General features: G+C 66.7%; 24 protein-coding genes. 11 read left to right on the top strand and 13 right to left on the bottom strand.

The window, feature by feature from the left end; genetic code table 11:
- Nucleotides 1–9 precede the first annotated feature (9 nt).
- Nucleotides 10–831 (top strand): SDR family NAD(P)-dependent oxidoreductase, encoded by an 822-nt coding sequence (locus AC6CHP_RS10065; RefSeq protein WP_377195286.1) that lies wholly within the window; start codon nt 10–12, stop codon nt 829–831.
- Nucleotides 832–924: 93 nt separating this feature from the next.
- Here the strand turns inward: AC6CHP_RS10065 and AC6CHP_RS10060 are convergent, their stop codons facing one another.
- Nucleotides 925–1,551, bottom strand: a complete 627-nt coding sequence (locus tag AC6CHP_RS10060) for an FMN-binding negative transcriptional regulator (RefSeq protein WP_188730490.1) — start codon at nt 1,549–1,551, stop codon at nt 925–927.
- A 4-nt stretch (nt 1,552–1,555) separates the two neighbouring features.
- The gene (locus AC6CHP_RS10055) at nt 1,556–2,530 is read right to left on the bottom strand and encodes a DMT family transporter (protein WP_498229545.1); all 975 of its coding nucleotides are present in this window, start codon (nt 2,528–2,530) and stop codon (nt 1,556–1,558) included.
- On the opposite strand from AC6CHP_RS10055, the gene AC6CHP_RS10050 reads away from it, so the two are divergent.
- From AC6CHP_RS10050 to AC6CHP_RS10040, 3 genes are all read left to right on the top strand, one after another.
- On the top strand, nt 2,529–3,941 hold the full coding sequence (locus AC6CHP_RS10050) for an aminotransferase-like domain-containing protein (protein WP_498229543.1): 1,413 nt from the start codon (nt 2,529–2,531) through the stop codon (nt 3,939–3,941). The genes AC6CHP_RS10055 and AC6CHP_RS10050 overlap by 2 nt on opposite strands.
- Nucleotides 3,942–4,135: 194 nt before the next feature.
- A complete protein-coding gene (locus tag AC6CHP_RS10045; RefSeq protein WP_498229541.1) occupies nt 4,136–5,569 on the top strand; it encodes an amino acid permease in 1,434 nt (477 codons plus the stop codon).
- A gap of 164 nt (nt 5,570–5,733) precedes the next feature.
- Nucleotides 5,734–6,492 carry an IclR family transcriptional regulator gene (locus tag AC6CHP_RS10040; protein ID WP_498229713.1) on the top strand — a complete coding sequence of 253 codons (759 nt, stop codon included), beginning with the start codon at nt 5,734–5,736 and terminating at the stop codon, nt 6,490–6,492.
- On the opposite strand, the gene AC6CHP_RS10035 is transcribed toward AC6CHP_RS10040, so the two are convergent.
- The 3 genes from AC6CHP_RS10035 to AC6CHP_RS10025 form a co-directional block, all read right to left on the bottom strand.
- Entirely contained in the window at nt 6,489–7,256 is a 768-nt protein-coding gene (locus AC6CHP_RS10035) for an IclR family transcriptional regulator (protein ID WP_498229539.1), read from the bottom strand. The genes AC6CHP_RS10040 and AC6CHP_RS10035 overlap by 4 nt on opposite strands.
- 187 nt (nt 7,257–7,443) lie before the next feature.
- Entirely contained in the window at nt 7,444–8,196 is a 753-nt protein-coding gene (locus AC6CHP_RS10030; protein ID WP_427115382.1) for a cyclase family protein, read from the bottom strand.
- Nucleotides 8,193–8,657: a hypothetical protein gene (locus AC6CHP_RS10025; protein WP_498229537.1), complete on the bottom strand. Its 465-nt coding sequence runs from the start codon at nt 8,655–8,657 to the stop codon at nt 8,193–8,195. Before AC6CHP_RS10025 ends, AC6CHP_RS10030 begins: the two co-directional genes overlap by 4 nt.
- 98 nt (nt 8,658–8,755) lie before the next feature.
- On the opposite strand from AC6CHP_RS10025, the gene mmuM reads away from it, so the two are divergent.
- Nucleotides 8,756–9,721, top strand: coding sequence for a homocysteine S-methyltransferase (mmuM, locus tag AC6CHP_RS10020; RefSeq protein ID WP_498229711.1), 966 nt, complete (start codon nt 8,756–8,758; stop codon nt 9,719–9,721).
- A 42-nt stretch (nt 9,722–9,763) separates the two neighbouring features.
- Here mmuM and AC6CHP_RS10015 read toward each other — a convergent pair whose 3' ends face one another.
- Both AC6CHP_RS10015 and AC6CHP_RS10010 read right to left on the bottom strand, forming a co-directional pair.
- Nucleotides 9,764–10,015, bottom strand: a complete 252-nt coding sequence (locus AC6CHP_RS10015; protein ID WP_498229535.1) for a hypothetical protein — start codon at nt 10,013–10,015, stop codon at nt 9,764–9,766.
- A gap of 40 nt (nt 10,016–10,055) precedes the next feature.
- Nucleotides 10,056–10,607 (bottom strand): dihydrofolate reductase family protein, encoded by a 552-nt coding sequence (locus AC6CHP_RS10010; RefSeq protein ID WP_498229533.1) that lies wholly within the window; start codon nt 10,605–10,607, stop codon nt 10,056–10,058.
- A gap of 210 nt (nt 10,608–10,817) precedes the next feature.
- On the opposite strand from AC6CHP_RS10010, the gene AC6CHP_RS10005 reads away from it, so the two are divergent.
- The gene (locus AC6CHP_RS10005; RefSeq protein ID WP_498229531.1) at nt 10,818–11,285 is read left to right on the top strand and encodes a hypothetical protein; all 468 of its coding nucleotides are present in this window, start codon (nt 10,818–10,820) and stop codon (nt 11,283–11,285) included.
- A 23-nt stretch (nt 11,286–11,308) separates the two neighbouring features.
- On the opposite strand, the gene AC6CHP_RS10000 is transcribed toward AC6CHP_RS10005, so the two are convergent.
- Both AC6CHP_RS10000 and AC6CHP_RS09995 read right to left on the bottom strand, forming a co-directional pair.
- Entirely contained in the window at nt 11,309–13,507 is a 2,199-nt protein-coding gene (locus AC6CHP_RS10000; protein WP_498229529.1) for a putative bifunctional diguanylate cyclase/phosphodiesterase, read from the bottom strand.
- 173 nt (nt 13,508–13,680) lie between these two features.
- A complete protein-coding gene (locus AC6CHP_RS09995) occupies nt 13,681–13,950 on the bottom strand; it encodes a GlsB/YeaQ/YmgE family stress response membrane protein (RefSeq protein WP_104185449.1) in 270 nt (89 codons plus the stop codon).
- 223 nt (nt 13,951–14,173) lie between these two features.
- Between AC6CHP_RS09995 and AC6CHP_RS09990 the strand changes: the two genes are divergently transcribed.
- Nucleotides 14,174–15,040 carry an HAD hydrolase family protein gene (locus tag AC6CHP_RS09990; protein WP_188730466.1) on the top strand — a complete coding sequence of 289 codons (867 nt, stop codon included), beginning with the start codon at nt 14,174–14,176 and terminating at the stop codon, nt 15,038–15,040.
- Nucleotides 15,041–15,062: 22 nt separating this feature from the next.
- Here AC6CHP_RS09990 and AC6CHP_RS09985 read toward each other — a convergent pair whose 3' ends face one another.
- Nucleotides 15,063–16,448 (bottom strand): UDP-glucose dehydrogenase family protein, encoded by a 1,386-nt coding sequence (locus AC6CHP_RS09985; RefSeq protein WP_498229709.1) that lies wholly within the window; start codon nt 16,446–16,448, stop codon nt 15,063–15,065.
- Nucleotides 16,445–17,635, bottom strand: coding sequence for a glycosyltransferase family 4 protein (locus AC6CHP_RS09980; RefSeq protein WP_498229526.1), 1,191 nt, complete (start codon nt 17,633–17,635; stop codon nt 16,445–16,447). The genes AC6CHP_RS09985 and AC6CHP_RS09980 overlap by 4 nt, the downstream gene beginning before the upstream one ends.
- 259 nt (nt 17,636–17,894) lie before the next feature.
- Here AC6CHP_RS09980 and AC6CHP_RS09975 point away from each other — a divergent pair, with 259 nt between their 5' ends.
- A complete protein-coding gene (locus tag AC6CHP_RS09975) occupies nt 17,895–18,773 on the top strand; it encodes a DUF2382 domain-containing protein (RefSeq protein ID WP_377195273.1) in 879 nt (292 codons plus the stop codon).
- A gap of 250 nt (nt 18,774–19,023) precedes the next feature.
- Here the strand turns inward: AC6CHP_RS09975 and AC6CHP_RS09970 are convergent, their stop codons facing one another.
- Entirely contained in the window at nt 19,024–19,482 is a 459-nt protein-coding gene (locus AC6CHP_RS09970) for a DUF4383 domain-containing protein (RefSeq protein ID WP_104185445.1), read from the bottom strand.
- Nucleotides 19,483–19,637: 155 nt separating this feature from the next.
- Between AC6CHP_RS09970 and AC6CHP_RS09965 the strand changes: the two genes are divergently transcribed.
- Nucleotides 19,638–20,957, top strand: a complete 1,320-nt coding sequence (locus AC6CHP_RS09965) for a cell division protein PerM (protein WP_498229523.1) — start codon at nt 19,638–19,640, stop codon at nt 20,955–20,957.
- A 34-nt stretch (nt 20,958–20,991) separates the two neighbouring features.
- Here AC6CHP_RS09965 and AC6CHP_RS09960 read toward each other — a convergent pair whose 3' ends face one another.
- Entirely contained in the window at nt 20,992–21,423 is a 432-nt protein-coding gene (locus tag AC6CHP_RS09960) for a hypothetical protein (protein WP_377195270.1), read from the bottom strand.
- Between the two features lie 39 nt (nt 21,424–21,462).
- Here AC6CHP_RS09960 and purN point away from each other — a divergent pair, with 39 nt between their 5' ends.
- Nucleotides 21,463–22,056 (top strand): phosphoribosylglycinamide formyltransferase, encoded by a 594-nt coding sequence (gene purN / locus AC6CHP_RS09955; RefSeq protein WP_498229520.1) that lies wholly within the window; start codon nt 21,463–21,465, stop codon nt 22,054–22,056.
- 567 nt (nt 22,057–22,623) lie between these two features.
- A complete protein-coding gene (locus AC6CHP_RS09950) occupies nt 22,624–23,133 on the top strand; it encodes a putative endonuclease domain-containing protein (RefSeq protein WP_498229518.1) in 510 nt (169 codons plus the stop codon).
- The last annotated feature ends 16 nt before the right edge of the window (nt 23,134–23,149 follow it).

Raw genomic sequence — 23,149 nt, 5'->3', positions numbered from 1 at the left:
GGATACCCCTTGACCCCTCGCACCATCGTGATCACTGGCGCCAGCGACGGCATCGGCGCAGCAGCCGCGCGTACCCTGGCCAAGGCGGGGGACCAGGTGGTCGTCGTCGGCCGCTCTGAGGAAAAGACGCGGGCCATCGCCAAGGAGCTGGACGCCGACTACTTTGTCAGCGACTTCTCCGAGCTCGCCCAGGTCCGCACCCTGGCCGCGCAGCTGGAGTCCGACTACCCGCGCATCGACGTCCTGGCCAACAACGCCGGCGGCATCATGGGCAAGCGCACCCTCACCGTGGACGGCAACGAGGCAACGTTCCAGATCAACCACCTGGCCCCGTTCCTCCTCACCACGCTGCTGATGGAGACCCTCGTTGCCAGCAACGCCAAGGTGATCAACACGTCCAGCGGCGCCAACAGTTTCGGCAAGCTGGACCTGTTCGACCTCAACGCCGAGCACGGCTACTCCACCAACCGCGCCTACGGCACCGGCAAGCTCGCCAACATCCTCTTCACCTCCGAGCTGCACCGCCGCTTTGGCGGGCAGGGAATCACGACGGCGGCGTTCCACCCGGGCGTTGTGCGCACCAACTTCGCGGCGGACTCCACCAGCCCGTTCCGGCACGCCTACAAGACCCTGCTAAACCGCTTCATGCTGACCCCGGACCAGGGTGCCGACACCCTGCTGTGGCTGATCAACGGCACTGCGGGCAAGGACTGGATTTCCGGGGCGTACTACTACAAGCGCGCCCTGGCCAAGGCCAACCCCCAGGCCTACGACGCAGAGCTGGCCCGCCGCCTGTGGGAGCAGAGCGAGGAGCTGGTCAAGGCCGCCTAGGGTCCGGGGGCGGTGACGTCACGGAGGTGCGGGGATAAAAACTGGGTAGCGCTAAGTGTCGTTATGGGCCGTCAAAACGACACTTAGCGCTACCTAGTTGGGCCGGCGGGCGCGCTCCACATCCGCAGCGGCCCCTGACTGACCGCGGGCTATCAGGCCCGCCACGACGCCGTCCACGTCCGCTTCCGGCCGGTTCTGGCTCAGCTTGGCCTTGGCCTCGATCCGGGTAATGACCAGTTCCACGCCCACGATTGCCCGCAACTGCCCGGCAATGAAACGCTCCGGTGCGTCGTCCACGTCCCAGGGGTGGTCGAAGCCGGACTCGTGCACGCCGGTGAGCCGCCGGACCTGCCGGTCCAGCCACGCCGGATCGTCATGGATCACGAGCCGCCCGTACACGTGCGCCGTGGTGTAGTTCCAGGTCGGGACAACCCGCCCGTGCTCGGCCTTGGAGGCGTACCAGGATGGGGAAATGTAGGCGTCGGCACCCTGGATGATGGCAAGGGCCTCCCCGACGGCGGGCGCGGACCACTGTGTGTTGTTCCGCGCCAGGTGCCCCTGCAGCGCGCCGAACTCCCCGGCGTCGGGGTCGTAGACAAACGGCAGCAGTGTCGCCACGAGGCCTTCCGGGGTCATGGTGACCAGGTTCGCCGCACCCGGCCTGGTGAGCAGGTGCTGGACGGTTTCAGGAACAGCGGCGAAGTGGGCTGGAATGTACATGGGGTTAGTCCTTTACCGGCTGGAGTGATGCGGGATGAAGTTGGGAGGACGGGGCCGGGGCCGGTTTGAGCCGAACCCGGACGGCGGCCGCGGCGCACAGGATGACGGCCAGCCCGCCCAGGGCCGTGGACCAGGTCAGGGCCTCACCCAGCAGGAGCGCCGCCCAGCAGATGGTGAGGACGGGCTGGATGAGCTGGATCTGGCTGACCCGGGCGATGGGGCCGATGGCCAGGCCGCGGTACCAGGCGAAGAATCCCAGGAACATGCTCACCACGGCGAGGTATCCGAACGCTGCCCACTGCACGGGAGTCGCTGACGGCGGCTGCTGGGCAGCGGAGGCGGCGGCCAGGACCAGCATCAACGGTGAGGCCAAGACGAGCGCCCACGAAATGGTCTGCCAGGAGCCCAGTTCCCGGGCCAACAGGCCCCCTTCCGCATAGCCGATCGCGGCGGCCACCACGGAACCGAGGAGTAGCAGGTCCGCCCAGTGGAGGACGCCAAAGCCGCCCGACTGGACGGATGCGAAGACGGTCACAGCAAGGGCGCCCACAGCGCTGACGAGCCAGAAGGCCACGGGCGGGCGTTCCCGCCCGCGAATGACGGCAGCGGTGGCCGTCGCGGCAGGGAGCAGGGCGATGACAACGGCGCCGTGGCTTGCCGCGGTGCTGGTCAGGGCAAAGGAGGTGAGTAGCGGAAAGCCAATGACGACGCCGGCAGCCACTACCGCCACACGGAACCATTGCGTCCCGCGGGGGAGCGCCTGCCGGGTAAGTGCCAGTGCCGCACCCGCCAAGGCGGCCGCCACTACTGCCCTGCCTGACCCGATAAAGAGCGGCGCCAGGCCTGCGACCGCCACTTTGGTGAACGGGACGGTAAGCGAGAATGCCGCCACTCCAACGAAGCCGAGCCACAAACCGGCCGGGCTGGAGTGGGATAACGCTGTGCGCCGCTGAAGAGTAGCGCTACTATTGTCTCTCATGAATAACGATAGCAGTTCGCGGATTGTGGCGCATCTGAAAACGTGGATGGCCACTGCGGCGCCGGGCGCGAAACTGCCCTCCACTCGGTCCTTGGTGTCCGACTACCAGGCAAGTCCCGTCACGGTGCAGAAGGCTCTGCAGACCCTCACGGCGCAGGGGCTCATCGAGAGCAGGCCGGGCGTGGGGACCTTCGTGCGGGCAGTCCGGACGGCACGCCCATCCGATTACGGCTGGCAGACGGCGGCCCTCCGCTCCCCGCTGGCGGCCCTGCCACCAGCCTCCTCCACCATGCGGGAGGTGCCGCAGGACGCGATTTCCTTCCATTCGGGCTACCCTGCCAGGGAGCTCCTGCCCGAGCGGCTGGTCCGGGCAGCACTCACCCGAGCCGCCCGCGGAGACGCGGCGCTTTCCCGGCCTCCCGCTGCGGGGATGCCGGAGCTGCAAACGTGGTTCGCGCATGAGCTCGGCGCGTCCACGCCCGCTGGGATAACCCCGCCCAACCCGAGCGACGTCGTCGTACTTCCTGGCAGCCAGAGCGGACTGAGCTCCATCTTCAGTGCCCTGGTGGGCAGGGGGCAGCCGCTGCTGATGGAGTCACCCTCCTACTGGGGTGCCATCCTGGCGGCGGCGCAGGCTGGTGTCCGTGTTGTGCCGGTGCCCAGCGGACCGGACGGGCCGGAACCGGGGGAGCTGGCCCGCGCCTTCGACGAATCAGGTGCCAGGGTTTTCTACGCACAGCCCAACTACGCCAACCCCACGGGCGCGCAGTGGTCAGTGGAGACGCGCAACCAGGTCCTCGACGTGATCCGTGCCAAAGGTGCGTTCCTTGTGGAGGACGACTGGGCGCACGATTTTGGCATCAGCTCCCACCCCGTGCCGGTCGCCTCCCGCGACGACTCCGGGCACGTCGTGTACTTGCGCTCGCTGACCAAGAGCGTCTCCACTTCCGTCCGGGTGGCAGCACTGATTGCACGCGGCCCGGCGCGGGAGCGCATCCTCGCTGACAGGGCCGCGGAATCGATGTACGTCAGCGGGCTTCTGCAGGCGGCAGCGCTCGACGTCGTCACGCACCCAGGGTGGCAGACGCACCTGCGCAGCCTGCGGCACCAGCTGGAGTCACGCCGGGACCTGCTGGTCACCAGCGTCCGGGAACACATTCCCCAGGCGCACATTGAACAGGTGCCGAAAGGCGGACTTAACCTGTGGCTGCGCCTGCCCGACGGGACGGACCTGCAGCGGCTGGTCCGGGACTGCGAGACCTCCGGCGTCATCGTCGCCCGCGGGGACGAATGGTTTCCGGCGGAACCGGCGGGTCCTTTTATCCGGCTCAACTTTTCGGGCACGAATCCGGGCGCCTTCCCCGAAGGCGCCCGGATCGTGGGGGAGATGCTGGAGCGGAACCTGGGCTAGCAGTCAGCCCGCCAGTTGGACCGTCGCCCAGCGTAACAGCGTGCAATATAAGCATGACATCATGTATTTGATGACTAAAAATTCGGCTGCCGTGCTACTTTCAACACTGCCGCCGCGCATATCTTCGTTACCAAGGACCGGGACCAGGGGACTGCGCGCGCTCCCATTGCTGAGTCCGACCCTTGGAGACGCCCGTGGAACCCACAACAGACGTGAAGCTGGATGCCCAGCCGGCCAGGCCCGCCGTGGCCGACTCCGGACTCCGCCGGTCCATGGGCCCGCGCCACCTGGTGATGATCGCCATGGGCGGCGTGATCGGCTCCGGACTGTTCCTCAGCTCCGGCTACACCATCTCCCAGGCCGGACCGCTCGGCGCGGTCATCGCCTACCTCATCGGCGCCTTCGTGGTGTACCTGGTGATGGCGTGCCTGGGCGAACTCGCCATCGCCTACCCGGTGTCCGGTGCGTTCCACATCTACGCCGCCCGCTCCATCGGCCCCGCCACGGGCTTCGCCACCGCCTGGTTGTACTGGCTGTGCTGGGCAGTGGCAATCGGCTCCGAGTTCACCGCCTCCGGCTTGCTCATGCAGCGCTGGTTCCCGGACGTGGAGGTCTGGGTCTGGTGCCTGGTGTTCGCGGCCGTCCTCTTCGGCTTCAACGCCGTGTCCTCCAAGTTCTTCGGCGAGTCCGAGTTCTGGTTCGCCATCGTCAAGGTCGCCGCGATCATCGGCCTCATTGTCCTGGGCGGCGCGGCCCTGTTCGGTTTCCGGCCGCTCGGCGGCGGTGGCGAGCACCCCTTCCTGTTCGAGAACTTCGCCACCGAGGGCGGGCTGTTCCCCAACGGATTCACCGGTGTCCTGGTCACCGTTCTCGCGGTCTTCTACGCCTTCTCCGGCTCGGAACTCATCGGCGTGGCCGCCGGTGAAACCAAGGACCCGGCCACCAGCATCCCCAGGGCCCTGCGCACCACGGTGATCCGCCTGCTGATCTTCTTCGTCGGAGCCATTGCGGTCATCGCCGCCACCATCCCGTACAACGAGGTGGGCTTGGACGAAAGCCCGTTCGTGACGGTCTTCTCAGCAATCGGACTCCCGTTCGCCGCCGACATCATGAACTTCGTCATCATCACCGCACTGCTCTCCGCCGGCAACAGCGGCCTGTTCTCCTGCGCCCGCATGCTCTACTCCCTGGCCGACGAAGGCCACGCCCCCCGCGCATTCAGGAAGCTGACCCGCCGCGGCATTCCCCTTATCGCGCTCTCGGTGAGCATGGTGGGCGGGGTAGCATCCCTGGTCAGCAGCGTGGTGGCCCCGGAGACCGTCTACCTGGTGCTCGTGTCCGTGGCCGGGTTCGCCGTGGTGGGCGTCTGGATGTCCATCACCGCCTCGCACTTCTTCCACCGCCGCGCGTTCGTCCGCAACGGAGGCGACGTCTCCACCCTCGCCTACAAGGCCCCGCTCTTCCCCCTGGTGCCCATCCTGGCGTTCTCGCTGTGCGTCATCTCCCTGGTGGGCATCGCCCTGGACCCCACCCAGGCCGCCGCGCTCTACTTCGGCATTCCCTTTGTGGCCGCCTGCTACGCCTGGTTCCACTTCCGCTACGGCCGCAAGGCCGTGACAGCCGGGTAACAAGGAAGCAAGAAGCGGACGACGGCGGCTGCCGGCAAGGTGCGTTGGGGCACCTTGCCGGGCGGGCGCCGTCGTCCTTTCCGGCTAAGTGCGTGACCCGCCCAAGGAGGGCACGGCCCATGGAACAATGGGGCGTGGTGACCGGCCGGGAGGGGCAGATAAGCGTGGATTCGTCCGCTGAGGCGTCGTCAATGGCGCAGGGGCTCCGAATTGTCCGGCTGGTAGCTGACAGGGAGAAGCTGGGACGCCAGCTGCTGGGCGTTTCACAGCTGGCGGCCGAACTGGCCATGGAGCAGAGCCGCGTCTCCCGCCTGGCGCAGGAACTGTGCGATCTCGGACTGCTGGAGCGCGTGGACCGCGGGCCGTTCCGGACAGGTCCGCGCTTCTTCAGCCTGGCCGCGGCACTGAACACCGGCTGGGTCCGGGAGGCAAGAACCGAACTTGAGGCGCTGGTCGCGGCGCTGGGACTGCGCGCGCGGCTCTCCGTCCGGGACGGCTACCGCGTGACCCTGGTCCGGGCTTCCAGCAACGACGCCGTCCCCGGCAGCTTCGTCAAGCCGGGCATGGTGACTCCGGCCTGGTGCACCGGCGCGGGCCGGGCGCTGCTGTGGGACCTTGACCGGCCGGCACTGGATGCCCTGCTGCAGGACGTGAACTACATCGGCATCGGGGGACCGGGGGCCGCCCACTCCACCGATGGGGTCTGGGACCTCATGGTCCGCGACCGTGGCGCCGGCTTCATCACCGCAGCCGAGGAATTCGAACACGACGTGCTGGAACTCGCGGTTCCTGTCCGCGACGCCGGCGGTGCCATCCTTGCCTCGCTGAGTGTGCTGGGCAGCCGCGCCGGGATCGGTCCGGATGCGGCTGCTGTGCTCAGCAGCGCTGCGGAACGGCTCGGATCCCGCGCGGGTGGCCGCTAGGGCTGCGGCCGGTACCCCAGCCGCTGCTCGAGCCATGCTCCCTGGGCCACCAGTGCGTCCGCGCACGCTTCCCGGCGCGGTTCCAGGCGGTCCCTGATGCCAACGATCTGCAGCGCAGCCACAACGTCGCCCTTGAAATCGCGGACGGGGACGGCCAGGGAATAGAGTCCCGGCTCTGCCTCCTCATCCACGATCGAATAACCCCGCTTCCGGGCAGATCCACGCCGCGCCAGGAAATCGTCCACGTCGGCCGGCGTATTGGGGCCGTGCCGCACAAAAGCCACATCCGCGAAGACGGTCCGCACTTCTGCTTCGGAGGCCTCCCACAGCACGGCCTGCCCGGCGTCGCTGCAGTACGCCGGGTAGGGCCGGCCCAGCCAGGAGCCCACCAGGTTGCTGCTGGCCGGGACGCTTTCGCCGATGGTCACCGTGCTGTCCCCGTGAAGGACGCCCAGGAAACATGCCTCATCCGTTTCTTCCGCCAGCGTGTCCAGGGCGGTGCCGCCGTCGGACTGTAAACGGCGCTCGGTGAGCAGCTGCGCGTCAGTAAGGACGGACCAGTCCAGGCTGTAGGTGCGCTGGCTCGTTTTGCGGAGGAAGCCCTCCTGTTCAGCGCTGCGGAGGCTGCGCGAAACCTGGCTGCGGTCCTTGCCAAGATCGGCGGCGGTGTCCGCCACTGTGCCTCCGGGATGCCCCGCTGCATGGCGTGCGCCCACAGCAAAGAGGGCCATGATTCCGCGGCCCATGCTGGAGGTATTTGGCATGGAGTCGAGTCTAGTGGAGGTGCTTTCCCTGGCCGGGCTGCCGGGTGCTTCGCCGCTGGAGCGCCGGAATCGCCGGAAGAGTGCCGGGACGCCGGAACGTTACGGCGACCGTGCACTTTTCCGGCGACTTCGGTGCAGGCCTGCGACCTCGGCTGAGGCGGACGCAGGGCAGGGGTGCAAAGTAGCGTCAGCAGATGGCAAACACCCGCGCCGGGAAGCCGCTGCCGCCTAGGGGCTTTGGCCAGGAAGCGACGACGGCGGCGCCGGATTCCGGGAGTCCGTCCAGGTTGGCCATCAGTTCGATCTGCCAGCGGCCCTGGTCCAGGACATACGTTTCCAGGCTGAAGTCCTGCCGGGACGTGGCCAGGCCGGGGTCGGTGTCCGTCTGCTCGTGCCCGATGGCGGCCACGGCACGCTGCTCAACCAGCAAGGAGAGCACTTCCCGGGACCAGCCGGGCGTGTGGCTCAGGCCCTCGCTGTCCCGGTTGGCCATTGCCTCTGGATCCGGCCAGCGGCGGCTCCAGCCGGTACGGAGGGCAACAAAGGAACCCGCCGGGACGGTGCCGTTCCGGAGTTCCCAGTCCTGTATGTCCTGCAGGGTGGGGGTGGCGTCCGGGTTGCCGGCCACCCGATGGCTGATGTCCAGGACCACCAGCGGGAGGATCATCTCCTCCACCGGAATCTGGTCCAACGTCCTGCCGCCGCGGATGAAATGCGAGGGCGGGTCCACGTGGGTTCCCCACTGGCCCACGATCGTATAGCGGTGGGCGGTGAAGCCGTCACCCCTGTCCAGGTCGAAGAGGGCTTCGCGCTGCTCATCCGGAAAAGCGGCGAAGTGCGGCTGGCCCGGGTGGAAGGCGTGCGTCAGGTCCACGAACTGCCGGCCCGCGATCACGGACTGCAGGCCCTCCCAGAGCGACGTGGTGCTGGTGTCCGTCATGATGCGGCTGTTCCTTCTGCCATGGGTACTTCTGCCGTTGGGGCCAGTGCGGTGCTGGAGACGCTGATGGGGCCGGTCACTTCGATGACCGGGACTTCCCAGGGATGGATTTCCACGAGGTGGCGCATGAAACGCTCGACGGCGGCGTCCTCCAGTGAGGCGTCGAAATAGGTGGTGAAAACGAAGGTTGGCGAGAGGGTCTGCTCACCCACGCGTCCCAGGGTGGGGTTGGCGCCCTCGGCAGTAGTGAAGCCCTCGAAACCCAGGCTGGACTCAAACACGTGCTTGTAGTTGCCGAAGTCGCCGAGTTCCCGGAATTCGGCCAGGGCCTGCAGCAGGTGCGCGATTCCCGGATCATCCCGGAAGGCGTCCGGCTCGCCCTTGGACAGTTGCCCGAAGGTGGTGCCGCTGATGGGCCAGTGCACGCGCAGCTTGCGTACCGGGTGAAGTTGAACGTCCAAGAACCTTGCCTCTTTCCTCCGCCGGGTGACGGCTGCCAGCCATCGTGACAGAAAGAAATAATCATTACAAGCATAGGTAAATGCGTATTATGACTACTATGCCTTCGACCATGCAGCTCTCGTCCTTGCTGGAATCCGGGGAACACCTCGTGACCGACGGCGCCCTGGCCACGGAGCTCGAGGCCCGCGGCTGCAACCTCGACGATCCCCTGTGGTCGGCCAAAGTCCTGCTAGAAGACCCGCACCTCATCAGGGACGTCCACCGCGACTACTTCTCCGCCGGTGCCAGGATTGCCACCACGGCCAGCTACCAGGCAACGCCGCAGGGCTTCGCGCGGCGGGGAATGAACGGGCAGGATGCGCTGGAGCTGGTGGCGTTGTCGGTCCGGCTGGCGGACGAAGCCCGCCGCGCCCATCTGGCTGCCACCCCGGGCGCGGACGCACTGCTCATCGCCGGGTCCGTGGGCCCTTATGGCGCCTACCTGGCAGACGGCTCCGAATACCGCGGCGACTACACGCTGGGGAAAGAGGAGTTCATGGACTTCCACCGGCCAAGGGTCGCCGCACTCGTCGCTGCCGGTGTGGACTTCCTGGCCTGCGAGACGCTCCCGTCGTTCGCCGAAGCCGAGGCGCTGGCGGCACTCATGGACGAGTTCGGCGTCGAATCCTGGTTCTCCTTCTCGCTGCGGGACGGCGCACATGTCAGCGACGGCACGCCGCTCACGGCAGTGGCAGCGCTCCTTGACGCGAACCCCCTGGTGGCAGCGATCGGTGTGAACTGCGTGCCGCTGCACCTGGTCACCCCCGCGCTCGCCGCCCTCCACAGCTCGACGGACAAACCGCTGGTGGCCTACCCCAACTCAGGCGAAACCTATGATCCCGTCACCAAAACCTGGGGCCCAACCACGGCACCCGGAGAGGGAAGCGGGGACGCGCACCCCGTGGACCCCGCAGGCGGGGCCGCCACCTGGCTGGACCACGGCGCCCGCATCATCGGCGGATGCTGCCGCACGACGCCAGCCGACATCGCCGCCGTCGGACAGGCCATTGCCGCGCAGCGCTGAATCCGAAGGCGCTGAACCTGAAGGCGCTGGACCTGACGGTTACTAGCTGCCCTCCTCCCTGGTGTCCTTTTGATTGGTGTCCGTGTCCGGGGTGTCCTGTTCCTCCGCGTGGTCAGCCTTCTCCCGGGCTTCCTGCTGGTGCTGCTCAAGTTTCGCTTCGGCGTCCCTGCGCCGGTACCCGATGGACCGGGCCTGCTCCGGGGTGGGATGCCGGTGCTCCCGCTCCCAGGCATGGTCATTGACGCCAGTGCCGGGCACAGCCTCATCGTCAGGCCCGATATTGTCTTCACCCATATCCAAACCCTGTCACAGTCGAGGGACGGTGAGTAGGGCCCTACGCCCCAAGCCGCCCGTAGGTGGTGATCACGTTGCCCTTGCTGGTCCGGGACTGGTCCAGGAGGACCAGCCGGGTGGTGGGGTCGCCGTCCTGGAAGAGGTGCCGGCCGCTCCCTGCCACCACCGGATGGGTCATGAGCGTCAGGGAATCCAGCAGCCCGGCGAACAGCAGCTGCCGCGTGACCGAGATGCTGCCGCACACGGCAATTTCGCCGCCGTCGCGCTCCTTGAGCCCTGCTACGAATTCCTCCAGCGGCGCGTCCATGAGGCGCGAGTTTTGCCACTCGAGAGGTTCCGCCAGAGTCCGCGACGCCACGAACTTTTCCACCGGGTTGATGAAGGCGGCAAAGTCCTCGTCCACCGGCGCGGTGGGCCAGTACCCGGCCCACTCTTGGTAGCTCACCCGGCCCAGCACCACCGTGTCCACGGTTTCCATCATGGTGGTCAGGCCGGCTCCCAGTTCGTCGTCAAAGCTGTCGAACTGGAACTTATATGGGTCGGACACCACGCCGTCCACGGAGTGGAACAGGCCAGCAGTGACTTTGCGCATGGGGACCTCCTGCAGGGCTTTGTGAGCGGACACGCTTCACGCTAGTGCGCCCCTTGGGCCAGCGGAAGATCCCTGCAGCAGCGGACGACGGCGGCCGCGCCAGTAACGTTCATCACTCGCCGAGGCGTCTTGCACGGTTTGGCTGATCCTGAGCCGCATACTTGTGGTGAGCGGCTGTTGCCGTACCCCGGCCAGGCAGGAGGAAAGTGCATGGAAACCCTGAAAAAGATCGTGAGCAACCAGTATTTTCCGGCCGCTGCAGTCCTTACCGCCGTGCTGCTGTTCTGGGCCGTGGGACTCCTGGGCGGGCTGTCCCTCCTGCACAACAACCAGCCCCCGCTGACCACCCTGACCTGGATGCTGTTTGTCTACACGGCCGCGGTCCTCTCCCCGCTGGCAGGCATCCTGGCCGCCGCCGACCTGCTCCGCCGCTGGCGCCGCAACCGCGACGCCCAGACGGCCTACGCCGGGTACCCGGAAGACCAGCATTCAATGGTCCAGCAGATGCCCGAGCATGCAACAGAAGCGGGGTCAGCGGAAGCACAGACGGTGGCCCAGCAGGTGGTGCCCGAGCATGCAGCCGAAGAACCGGCAGTCCAGCACGCAGCGCCCACTGCCCCCGCAGCATCCCAGCCGACGAAATCCCCGAAGCAGGCAGGACGCAAGCAGGCTGCTTAGCAGGCCTCCCGCCGTCGTCCTTCCTACCGATCCTTCAGCGCCGTGAGGGCTTCCTCCGCCTGCTGCAGCGCCTTCTCCATCCGCCGGCCCGGCTGCGGCAGCGAAAACAGGTATCCCTGCAGCGAATCGCACTCCAGGGCCGCCAAGTAATCCGCCTGCGCTGCCGTTTCCACACCTTCCGCGGTAACGGTCAAACCCAGGCTGTGGGCCATGTTGATCATGGAGCTGAGGATGGGCAGCCGCTCGCTTCCCGTGCGCACCATGGAGATGAACGTCTTGTCGATCTTCACCGTGTCCACCGGCAGGTCCTGCAGCCTGCCCAGGGAGGAGTAGCCGGTGCCGAAGTCGTCCAGGGCAACCCTGGCTCCCTCCTCCCGCAGCGTGCTGAGCTGTTTGATGAGGCTGCAGTCGGCGTCGAAAAACACGCTCTCGGTGACCTCAAGGACCAGCTGGTAGGCGGCGACGCCGCTGGCCTCCGCAAGCTGGAGGACCGTCTGGGCAAACAGGGGTTCCTGCAGCTGGACCCCCGAAACGTTCACGGCGAGCGACCGGGAAGGATCCTCGTTCAGCCACGGTGCCAGCTGCACCATCCCCAGCGCCATCACTTCAGCGCCGATTTCGTTGATCAGCCCCGTGCGTTCGGCCAGCGGAATAAAGACCGACGGCGGGACGCGCCCGCCGTCCCTGTCCCACCGGGCCAGTGCCTCGAACGTGACCACCTGCCCCATGCGGTGGGAAACGATGGGCTGGAAATCCACCGTGATTTCGCCCCGGGCCACGGCCAGCTGCAGGCCGGCTTCCATGTGGGTCCGCTGCACCAGGGCCGTCATCATGTCCGGATGGAACCGCAGGAACCGGTTCTTGCCGGCGGCCTTTGCCGCATACATTGAGATGTCCGCCTGCCGGAGCAGCTCTGAGGCGCCCACGCTGTCCCGGCCCAGGGAAGCGAGCCCCAGGCTGAGGCTCGGCCGCAGGACCGTGCCCTGGATGGTCACGGGGACATGCAGGCACCGGACGATGCATTCGGCGATCGCGTCCGCGTCGGGGCAGGCGGTCAGGAGCACCACAAACTCGTCTCCGCCCAGCCGGGCCACCACATCGGCAGTGGGGGTGCAGCCACGGAGCCTCCGGGCCACCTCAACCAACATGTCATCACCGGCCTGGTGGCCAAGGATGTCATTGACTTCCTTGAAGTCGTCCAGGTCCAGGAGCAGGACGTCAACGGCCTTGAGCCGCGGTTCCCGCAAGGCATTAGCCAGGGCGTCGTTGAACACGGCCCTGTTGGCCAACCCCGTCAGCGGGTCCTGGAACGCCATCGCCCGCAGCTTCTCGGCCTGCGCCGCCAGGTCCAGCATTGCCTGGTGGGCCTGCTCCTGGGCCTGGCGCCGTGGCGTGACGTCCCGGAAACTCCACACCCGTCCAACGATTTTGTCGCCTACCCGCTGCGGCCGCGAATACCGTTCAAAGGTGCGCCCGTCCGTAAAATCCAGGACGTCATGGCTTTCTGCTGCCGGGTCTTCCTCCAGCGCGCTGATCCGTGCCAGGAAGCCCGCGGGATCTGCAACCTGCGCGATGATGAGCCGCATGACGGGCTCTTCACTGGTCCCCTCAAGGAGATCCGGCGGGATACCCCACATGGTGAGGAACTGGTCATTGAAACCGGCCACCCTGCCCCCAGAGCTCATCACCAGGATGCCGTCCGCGGTTGATTCCAGCGTGGCGGTCAGCAGGGACATCGCTTCCCGCAGGTCGGCGTCCGCGGCCTGGCGGTGGGAAGTGTCCCGGACCGAGAGCAGGAGCAGCGGGTGCGCGCGGCCGCCGTCGCCCGGTCCCGGCGTCCCGTCCGGAGCCACCGGAGGTACTAAAGGGAAAAGCGGTGCCGCATCCCATGGCAGCAATGATCCCGTTGCCTCGGCCGGGAATTCCGTTCCGTTGCTGTGGAGCCCATAGATTTCCCGCGGCGGCGGATGGTCCCCGGGCAGGGCTCGGAGCCGGGCGAAAAGATGGTCCGCTTCGCCGCGGAAGCCTTCAGCGAGGAGTGAGCGGTGGTCCCGCCCCGTGAGGTCACCGGCCGAATAGCCGAACAGCCTCCCGGCTGCAGCATTGGCCAAAGCGATGCTGCCATCCGCGGCTATGGCCAGCAGCGCGTCCGGGCTGGCATCCAGGACAGTTCCGAAAGTTCGTGCTGACGCACCCGTGCTGTGGTTCCAAGAATCAGTCAAGACACCACCCCCCTCGGACATCATAGAGCGCAGGAGCTGAAATGTGGCGGGCTGCCCGGAACCGGTTCCGGGTGGACTGCTCCGGCCCCTTGGCCGTCCTTGCAGTGCCAACGCAAAAGCGCTGCCCCCGCATGGAGGACAGCGCTTTTTGGGTTGTCTGAGTAAAGGGGCCGCTATGCCCGGCGGGAACTGCGGTTGGTGATCGCACCGTAAACGAGCAGCACGATGATTGCACCAAGAATTGCCAGCAGCCAGGTGCGGAGGTCGAAGAATTCCGCCAGGCCACCACCGAAAATCAACGAACCGATCCAGCCGCCCAGGAGGGCGCCGACAACGCCGAGGACCAGGGTAACCACCCAGCCTCCGCCTTGACGGCCGGGCAGGATGGCCTTTGCAATGGCTCCGGCGATCAGGCCCAAAATGAGAAATCCGAGAATGCCCATGGTGTCACTCCTTGTCAGTAAGTTGTGCCGGGCCCCCATTTCCGGTTCCATAATTCAATCAGCGTGCTTACTGCTCTGCAAGACTTTGATTATCACGGGATGACTATCAGTTTTCACGGCAGTAATGCGCCTCTTCGCTATTTGACCGTGTCCGCCGCCCCGAGCTACCGGCAGCCGCTTCGATAGGATTGACTGTCCCCGCAACAAACCAAGGAGTTCCGGCATGTGCAGCCAGCAGACCACTCGGCCACGTGCCATCTTCCTCGACATCGACGGCACCTACGCGGACCACGGACTGGCGCCTGCCGCGCACGTCGACGCGGTCCGGACAGCACGCCGGCTGGGACACCTGGTTTTCGTCTGCACCGGGCGGCCGCTGTCCATGGTCCCAACCCACATCCTGGAAGCCGGTTTCGACGGCAGCATCACCGGCGCCGGCGCCCGGGTGGAGCTCGGGGGAGAAGTCCTGAAGGACACCCGCTTCGACCCGGACCTGGCAGCCCTCATCGTGGAAACACTGGACGCACATGGTGCCGCCTACATCCTGGAAGCACCCGAGGCGCTGCACGGCCGGACGGGCGTGGACCAGAGGCTGCGGGAGGTGCTCGGCCCTATCTTCGCCGGGCGCCCGCAGCACGACGGAGTCCTCAGCACCGATGTTGACCCCCTGGAGGACATCCTGGGACCCATGCAGTACAGCGACGACCTCCGCTCCACGTCCTACGCCAAAATATCCTGCTTTGATTCCCCGGTTCCGCTGACGCAGCTGGTGGCGGGGCTCGGGCCGCAGGTGGGCCTGATCCCCAGTTCCCTCTCCGCTTTGGGCGACCGGGCCGGCGAGATCTTCATGGCCGGAACGCACAAGGCCGTGGGCATCCAGGTGGTGGAGGAGCACCTGGGCCTTGACCGCGCGGACATTGTGGCCATTGGGGACAGCGCCAACGACATTGAGATGCTGGAGTACGCAGGTGTGGGCATCGCCGTGGAAGGCGGGCACCCTGCGGTGCTGGCCGTCGCGGACCGGACCACCGCCGGGCCGGCCGGCAACGGCGTGGCACTCGCTTTTGAAGAGCTGGGACTGCTGGGCTGACCGGGCTTCCTGGCGCGGGCCGTCAGGAAGTGAGCGGTGCGGGTGCGTGCACGGGCGTGTGTGCCGCAGCGTCGCCGGTGCCCAGGCCGCGCACCGACCAGCCGGTGGCCTGCCAGGCCGCGGCGTCCAGCACGTTGCGCGCGTCCAGCACCACCCGCCGTCGTACCCGTGCCCCGGCAGCGGCGGGGCAGAGGCGGCGGTATTCATCCCATTCGGTAAGCAGCAGCACCAGCTCGGCGCCCTCGAGCGCCCGTTCCGTTGACGCTTCGAACCGCAGGCGCGGGTAACGCCGCCAGGCGTTGTTTACTGCCTTGGGATCCGTGACGGTCACATGCGCCCCGGCCGCCGCGAGCCGGTCGGCGACGTCCAGGGCGGGGGAGTCCCGGATGTCGTCGGTGTCGGGTTTGAAGGATGCACCCAGGACAGTGATGGAGCGGCCGGCCACGCTGCCCCCTGAAAGGTCCGCAGCCAGGGCAACGGTGCGTTCACGCTGGCCAAGGTTGACCGAATCCACCAGCCGCATCCAGTCATCCAGGGCTGTGACCCCTGCATGGACGGCCTGTGTCCGGAAGCTGCGGATGTCCTTGGGGAGGCAGCCGCCGCCGAAACCCAGGCCGGCGTGCAGGTACCGCCCGCCGATGCGCGGGTCCATGCCCATGGCCTCGGCCAGCTCCGCCACGTCCGCTCCCGACGCGTCGCACAGCCCGGCCACCGCGTTGATGAAACTCACTTTGGTGGCAAGGTAGGCGTTCGCCGCCGACTTGATGAGCTCCGCCGTGGCGAAGTTGCAGACCATGCGGGGAATGCCGGCCCGGAGAAGCGGTTCGTAGACGGCGTCCAGCGCCGCCGTGACGCCGAGCGGGGCGCCGCTGCGGGGATGGAACGCGGCTCCGCGCCCGCCGTCCACGCCGTACACCAGCCTGTCCGGCACCAGCGAGTCCTTCACCGCGGTCCCCTGGCGGAGGAACTCCGGGTTCCACCCCAGCAGCACGTCCGGCCGCCGGGCCAGGACACCGCGCAGCATCTCCACCGTGCCCACGGGCACCGTGGATTTACCCACGACGACGGCGCCCGCGGCCAGGTGCGGAAGCAGCGTTTCGATGGCGGAGACCAGGAAGGTGAGGTCGGCGGCGTCGGACGTTTTGTCCTGCGGGGTGCCTACGCACAGGAAGTGGACCTGCGCGTCCTTCGCGCTGGCGGCGTCGGTGGAGAAGGTGAGCCGGCCGGTGCTCCGGCCGTCCCGCAGGAGTTCGTCCAGTCCGGGTTCGTGGAACGGGGCGGCACCGCGTGCCAGCTGGTCCACTTTGCCGGGGTCGACGTCGACCCCCACCACGGTATGGCCCATGGAGGCGAGCGTGGCCGCATGGACGGCGCCAAGGTAGCCACAGCCGATCACCGAGACCTTCACTGTCCGCACCCGCGCCCTAACCTCGCAGGCCCGGCCAGGGAACCCGGCGGGCGTGGGCCCACGGCAACTACCGGCTCACCACTGATCACTGAGTGGTAATGCCCGACGAGTTGTTCACAGAGCGCCGGCCACGTCCTGTCCTGCACGGAAGCATGGGCTGCAGCAGCGAACGCCCGGCGTTTGGCGTCGTCGCCCATCAGGTCGAGCACGTGGCCGCGCAGGCCGGACAGGTCGCCAGGTTCGTAGAGCCAGCCTGTCCGTGAGTTTTCCACCAGATCGAGCGGCCCGCCCCGGCCGGTGGCCACCACCGGGACACCCGATGCCATGGCCTCCTGGATGGTCTGGCAGAAGGTCTCGAACTCACCCGGATGCACAAAGAGGTCGAACGATGCGACGGCCCGGGCCAGCTCCTCGCCGCCCAGGAAGCCGGTGAAAAGGGCGTCGGGCAAGGCGTCTTGGAGGGCAGCACGCTGGGGTCCGTCACCAACAACCACGAGCCTGGTGTTGGGAATCCCGGCCAGGGCAGCCAGGTCCTCCACCTGTTTCTCCACGGCCAGCCGTCCCACGTAGCCGATGATCCGCTGCCCGCCGGGAGCCACGGAAGCCCGCCATCCGTCGTCGCGCTTTTCCGGCGAGAACCGGGCCGTATCCACTCCCCGGCGCCACATCTGCACCCGTGGGATGCCACGGCCGCGCAACTGGTTCAGCGCGAACGTGGACGGCACCAGGGTGCGGGTGGCGAGCAGATGGATGTTTTCAACCCGGTTCCAGGCCCAGTTCTCCAGGAACGGCACACCGTACCTCGCCGCATAGCTGGGGACTTCGGTCTGATAAATGGCCACGCTGGGAATGCCCAGCTGGTGCGCCGCCTGTGCCGCCCGCCAGCCCAGGACGAACGGCGAGGCGAGGTGGACAACGTCCGGTGCGTAGTCGGCAAGGATTCGCTTGACCCGGTACACACCGCCCATCGCCACCCGGACGTTCGTGTAGCCAGCCAGCGGCACGGCGGGCAGCCGGAGGATCTCCGCGCCCCGGACATGGTCCGGCGCTTCCCCGTCCAGCGTGGAAGGCGCGATCACCAGGACGTCGTCGCCCCGGTTCTCGAGGTGTTCCAGCACGCGCAGGATGGAGTGCGTCACGCCGTTCATCAGCGGCAGGAATGATTCAGCAACAATTGCGATCCTCACCCCTCCACGGTGGGCGGGCGGCGTTGCCGCGCGGGAGATTGGATATGACTGCGGGGGAAAGGCTGTGTGAACAGCAGGGCGCATCACTGAAAAAATTACTAAGTAAGCTTTGCAATTGATGCTAAGCATGCTTAGTGTAGAAGTGCAGCCAACGCAGAGCCTCAAGCAACGGGGCGGAGGCCAGCGCCGGGAACTCCCGGTGCCGGGACATCCACAATGTTGGCAAAGCCCAGCGCAACGACACATCCAAGGAGACGTCATGCTCAACAGGGAAAACATTGAAAACCTGCTCACCAAGGGTGGCAACGTCATCGGTTCAGATGGCGAGAAGATCGGCTCCATCGGCCAGCTGTACGCGGATGACGACACGGGCGAGCCCACTTGGGTCACCGTCAAGACGGGCCTCTTTGGCACCTCGCAGTCCTTCATTCCTGTCGAGGGAGCGCACAGCCAGGGCGACGACCTGGTGGTTCCCTACACGAAGGAACACGTCAAGGATGCGCCGCGCGTCGATGTTGACGGCCACCTCACCCCCGAGGAAGAGGACCGCCTGTACACCTACTACGAGCGTGGTGCCCGCACCTACTCGGACACCCGGAACGACGACGTGGACACCCGGAACGATGTCGACTTCCAAGGCGATGCAGACCTGAACGCCGGCACCCCCACCGCTGGTGTGAGTGGAAACCGGGACCGCGACTTGGACCGGGACGCCACCGAGCGCCACACGGTTGGCCATGACACCTCCGGCCCCACCACGGACGACGCTATGACGCGCTCCGAGGAAAAGCTTCATGTTGGCACCGAGCGCCAGGAGACCAGCCGCGCCCGGCTGCGTAAGTACGTCACCACGGAAAACGTCACCAAGACTGTCCCCGTGCAGCGTGAAGAGGTCCGCCTGGAGCGCGAGCCCATTACGGACGCCAACCGCGGCGAGGCCCTGGGCGGCCCGGACATCAGCGAAGAGGAGCACGAGGTGATCCTGCATGAGGAGCGCCCCGTCGTGGAGAAGGAAACCGTTCCGGTGGAACGGGTCCGCCTCGACAAGGACGTTGTCCAGGACGACGTCACGGTTAACGAGGAAGTCCGCAAGGAGCACATTGACGCGGACGGCGTGGACCGCGACGCGCGCCGCTAAGCTTCACAGCTAACGTTTGGTGCACCGCTGAGGCGGCCTTGGCCGGACAGCCGCGGAGGCAAGCGCACAGCACACGACGCCGGGAGTCCATAGACGGACTCCCGGCGTCGTTGTGCATGCGGAACTTTCTTGAACGCTGGTGCAGTCCCCGCGTACGGCGGCAACTGCACCAGCCAGTAGGACGAATATCTTCAGAACTTAGGGTTCTTCTTCATTCGCGGCTCCTGTTTCCCGGTTTACGGATTCCGGGCTATGGCCTGCGGGCCGCCGTCCTGGAGAACAGCCAGCCGGCAACAATCATGACGATGCCCAGCACCAGGTGTGCCCAGTTGTCCATCATGTTCAGGGCCAGGAAGTTCGCCGCCGAATCTACTCCGACGATCAGCCCGAAGATGGCCAGGACGATGTACAGCGCGCCGGCCCCCAGGAGGAAATTCCGTGCTCCGTGTTCTGTCCGGGACATGGCCCAGCCGGTGGCACCGATGGCCAACTGCACGATATTGAGCAGCATGGACACCTGGAACAGCCCCAGGAACATGGCGTGCGACGCCGGTCCTAGGAGCATCAGTTCGCTGTATTGCGTGGTGACACCCGGGATGAAGCCGAGCACACCGACCAGCATCAAAAGAATTCCCACTCCCATGCCAGCGTTTTGGACGTCTGCCCGGCCAAAATGAACGCCGTGTGCATGTGGGGATGCGGTAGTCATTTCTTCCCTCCAATCCACTCGTTGTGGACAGTTAAATTTTACGGCGGACCACCTCGAAAAGCGCCGGAACAGTGTGCGCCGGACTTTCCGCCGATCCGGCGGATGAGCCTGTCGTTCCCGGCCCGGGCGCCCCTGCCGTGACACCATGGGGCACGATGAAAATGCGTGCTGACCAGACCGGAGACCGTGGCCTTCCCATGCCCTTGTGGCTGCAGGGTGCCCTCGAAACGGCGCAGGCAGCCATCATTTCCGCGCTGGTGGTGATTGCCCCGATCATCGCAGTGTGGGCCACTGCCGGCTTCCAGGACAGCTCCTTCGACGTCCTGGCCCGGTTGGCGGGACAGTCCTGGCTGCTGGTCCATGGAGTTCCGCTGGAACTCAGCGCCGCGGGCTCCGACGCTGCCGGCAACGGGGAATCCGGCGTCCTGTCGCTGATTCCGCTGGGCCTGACGCTGCTGCCTTTCCTCCTTGCGTGGCGGGCCGGACGGCGCCTTGCCCGCGCTTCCTACACAGACCAGCTCTGGCAGGCATTGCTCGGCTCATGGGTTGTCTACGCCGCCTTCGGAACGGCCACCGGCTTCGTCTGTCGTACCCCGGATGTGGGCATTAATCCCTGGTTTGCCATGCTGATTCCTCTCATTCCCTACGCGCTCGGCATGGTGATCGGCGCGCGGCGTGAAGCCGGTTCCTGGAGCCGGCTCATCGGCGTCGACGCCGTGGACTGGATTTCCCGCACCAGCCAGCATTCGCGGTGGGCGGGCTCCTACCTCGCTTCCGCCGGCAAGGCCGGTTTTGTGGCCACCGTTTCCGCGCTGGCCTTGGCTGGCGTGCTGCTGGCGGTTGACCTGTTCATCCACTGGAACCTTGTGGTTGCCGTCTATGAGGCGCTCGACGCCGGCGCCGTAGGGGGTGCCGCCCTGACCATCGCACAGCTCGGCTTCCTTCCCAACCTTGCGGTCTTCGCCCTGGCCTGGACGTCGGGGGCCGGCTTTGCCATGGGGGTCGGTTCACAGGTGGGTCCCCTGGGAACCGCCGTCGGACCGCTGCCCTCCATCCCGGTGCTGGCCGCTATCCCGTCCGGGCCGCTGGACTACGCCTTCGTGGCCCTGATCGTCCCGGTGCTGGCGGGCGTGTTGGCCGGCTGGTGGTTCCTGCGCGAAGGCGAAAACCACTTCGATGAGTGGCTTTCCATCAAGGTCCGTGCCCGCTGGTGCACGGCAACAGTCTCCACCCTGGTGCTGGGGGTCCTCGCGGGACTGGCAGCCGGGCTCCTGTCCTTTGGCCTGGCGTGGCTGGCCCGCGGCTCGGCGGGAATCGGCCGCCTGACGGACATTGGTCCGGACCCGCTCTGGACCGCGGTGTGGCTGGCTGCGGAAGTGGCTGTCGGCGTCGTGATCGGTTACGCGGCCGGGCCGTGGCTGGAACGTGAGCAGGCGGTGTCGGACGAGGACGCGGAACTGGTTTCCCGGGCTTAGCGGCAGCGCCCCTGCGCGAGGGTGGCGCGGCCGGCTAGGGGAGCTGCCGGGGCAGTGAGCTTTCCAGCTGGACCCGGCACGCCGACTGTGCCTGGTCCGTGAGAGCCCGGCCCATGCATGCCTGGTACTGGCGCACTTCGTCGAAGAACACTGCGGTCACCAGGATCAGCAGCGCCATGATGGCGGACACCACCAGGCCGGAGATGGTGCCGATCAGGACGAGCTTGGATTCCTTCAGCTTCGCGGCCCGCACCAGGAGGACAACGCCCAGGGCCACACTGGCCACCGTGAGGATCCCGGTCAGCCAGAGGTAGTTGACGTCCAGCTGGTAGACGAAGAAGGAGCCGATCACGGAGATGACGAACATCCGGAACAGGGTATGGGTCTTGGACAGCGAGGCTTTGGCTGCCTCGCTGAGCGGCGGCCTGGTCCGCTGCTGCCCAGCCGGTTCGGGGGAGGTGTTCATGTTTTCCAGCCTACGCGAGCCTGCCCATAAGCTAGAGCCATGCGCATAGTAGTCCTCGTTTCCGGTACCGGGTCCAACCTCCAGGCTGTCATCGACGCGGTCAGGGCGGGGGAGCTGGACGTGGAAATCGCGGCTGTGGGTGCCGACCGTCAGGGGACCTTCGGGGTGGAACGGTCCGGGGCCGCAGGCATCCCCACGTTCGTGGTTGACTTCAAGGCGTACCCGGACCGCGCTGCCTGGAATGCCGCGCTGACCGGCGCCGTGGCCCGGTTCCAGCCCGATGTGGTGGTCTCCTCCGGGTTCATGCGCATCGTCAGCCCGGAGTTCATCGATGCCTTCAACGGCAAGTACCTGAACACCCACCCGGCACTGCTTCCGGCGTTCCCGGGCGCCCACGGGGTGCGGGATGCGATGGCCTACGGCGTTAAGGTCACCGGCTGCACCGTGCATTGGGCTGACGCCGGCGTGGACACCGGCCCCATCATCGCGCAGGAGGCCGTGGCCATCGAGGATTCCGACACCGAGGAAACCCTGCATGAGCGCATCAAAGTCGTGGAGCGCCGCCTGCTGGTGTCCACCCTGGCCTCCCTCGCCGCCGGCCACCGCGCCGGCGCCTCGAACCTCCCCGCCTGACCCCTCCGCCCCACCCAACTAGGTAGCAGCAGATGTCGGAATAGGGGCCCAAACCGACATCTGCTGCTACCTACTTGGGGAGCAGGGGCGCTCCTGTGGATAACTTCGGCGGTCCCGGCCGGAAATTTGCCACGATGAGCCATGAGAACTCCGCGGCCAATGCCAGAACTGCTTCCATTCGGCGCCTTTACTTTCCGGGAAGCGGCCGACGCCGGAGTTACAGTAGGGCGGCTGCGGCACCATTCTCTGGACACTCCGAGCCGCGGGATCAGGCAGACGTTTCACCCTCGGCTTTTTGACCGGGAGTCGATTGTCCGGCCGTTGACACTGGTCACCGGATTCTCTGCAGCCTCCCATGCGACGGCCTTCACGCTGTGGTCCTTCCCAGGGTTCCTCCCTGGGAAGGACGACCCCATTACCCACATCTCCAGGCCGGACACTAAAGCCATTCCGCGCCGAAGCGGAGTCCGGGGACACCGCGGCCAGTTTTTTGCTGACGAGATCGTGACCCATAACGGCCTTCTGATCACCTCTCGGGCGAGGACCTGGTTGGACTGTTCCCGCAAGATGAGCATCGAAGAATTGACTGTTGTTGCCGATCACCTGCTGCGGATTCCGCGGCCGGACTTCGAGGGCAGGTCCGAGCCCCATGCAACCCGGGAGGATCTTGAGGAAATGCTCGACCGGCACAAAGGGACGCCCGGTATCAGGAAGGCCCGGGTTGCGGTTGACCGGTCCCGGGTAGGGGCGGACTCCGCGCAGGAAACCAGGCTGCGGCTTGCGCTGGAGGACGCCGGATTGCCCGAACCTCTGCTGAACATGGTCAGGGACCTGGGTTCCGGCGTCGTCCGCCAACCCGACCTGAGCTATCCGGAACAGAAAGTAGCGGTGGAGTACGACGGCGAAGGGCATTCCGAGGCTGCTCAGATCGTCCGCGATATTGCCCGTGAAGAGGACTTTGCCCGGGCAGACTGGCTGCTTGTGAGGATCTCGAAGCGGCACATGGAGAACGAGGCGCGGTCCGCCGTCGCCAAAGTCCGTTCGGCACTGCTGAACCGAGGCTGGTCGCCCAACTAGGTAGCAGCAGATGCCG

The organism is Pseudarthrobacter sp. GQ63, from assembly GCF_059758765.1.
Note: the sequence above shows the minus strand (reverse complement) of the source record. Positions and strands in the feature narration are given on the sequence as shown.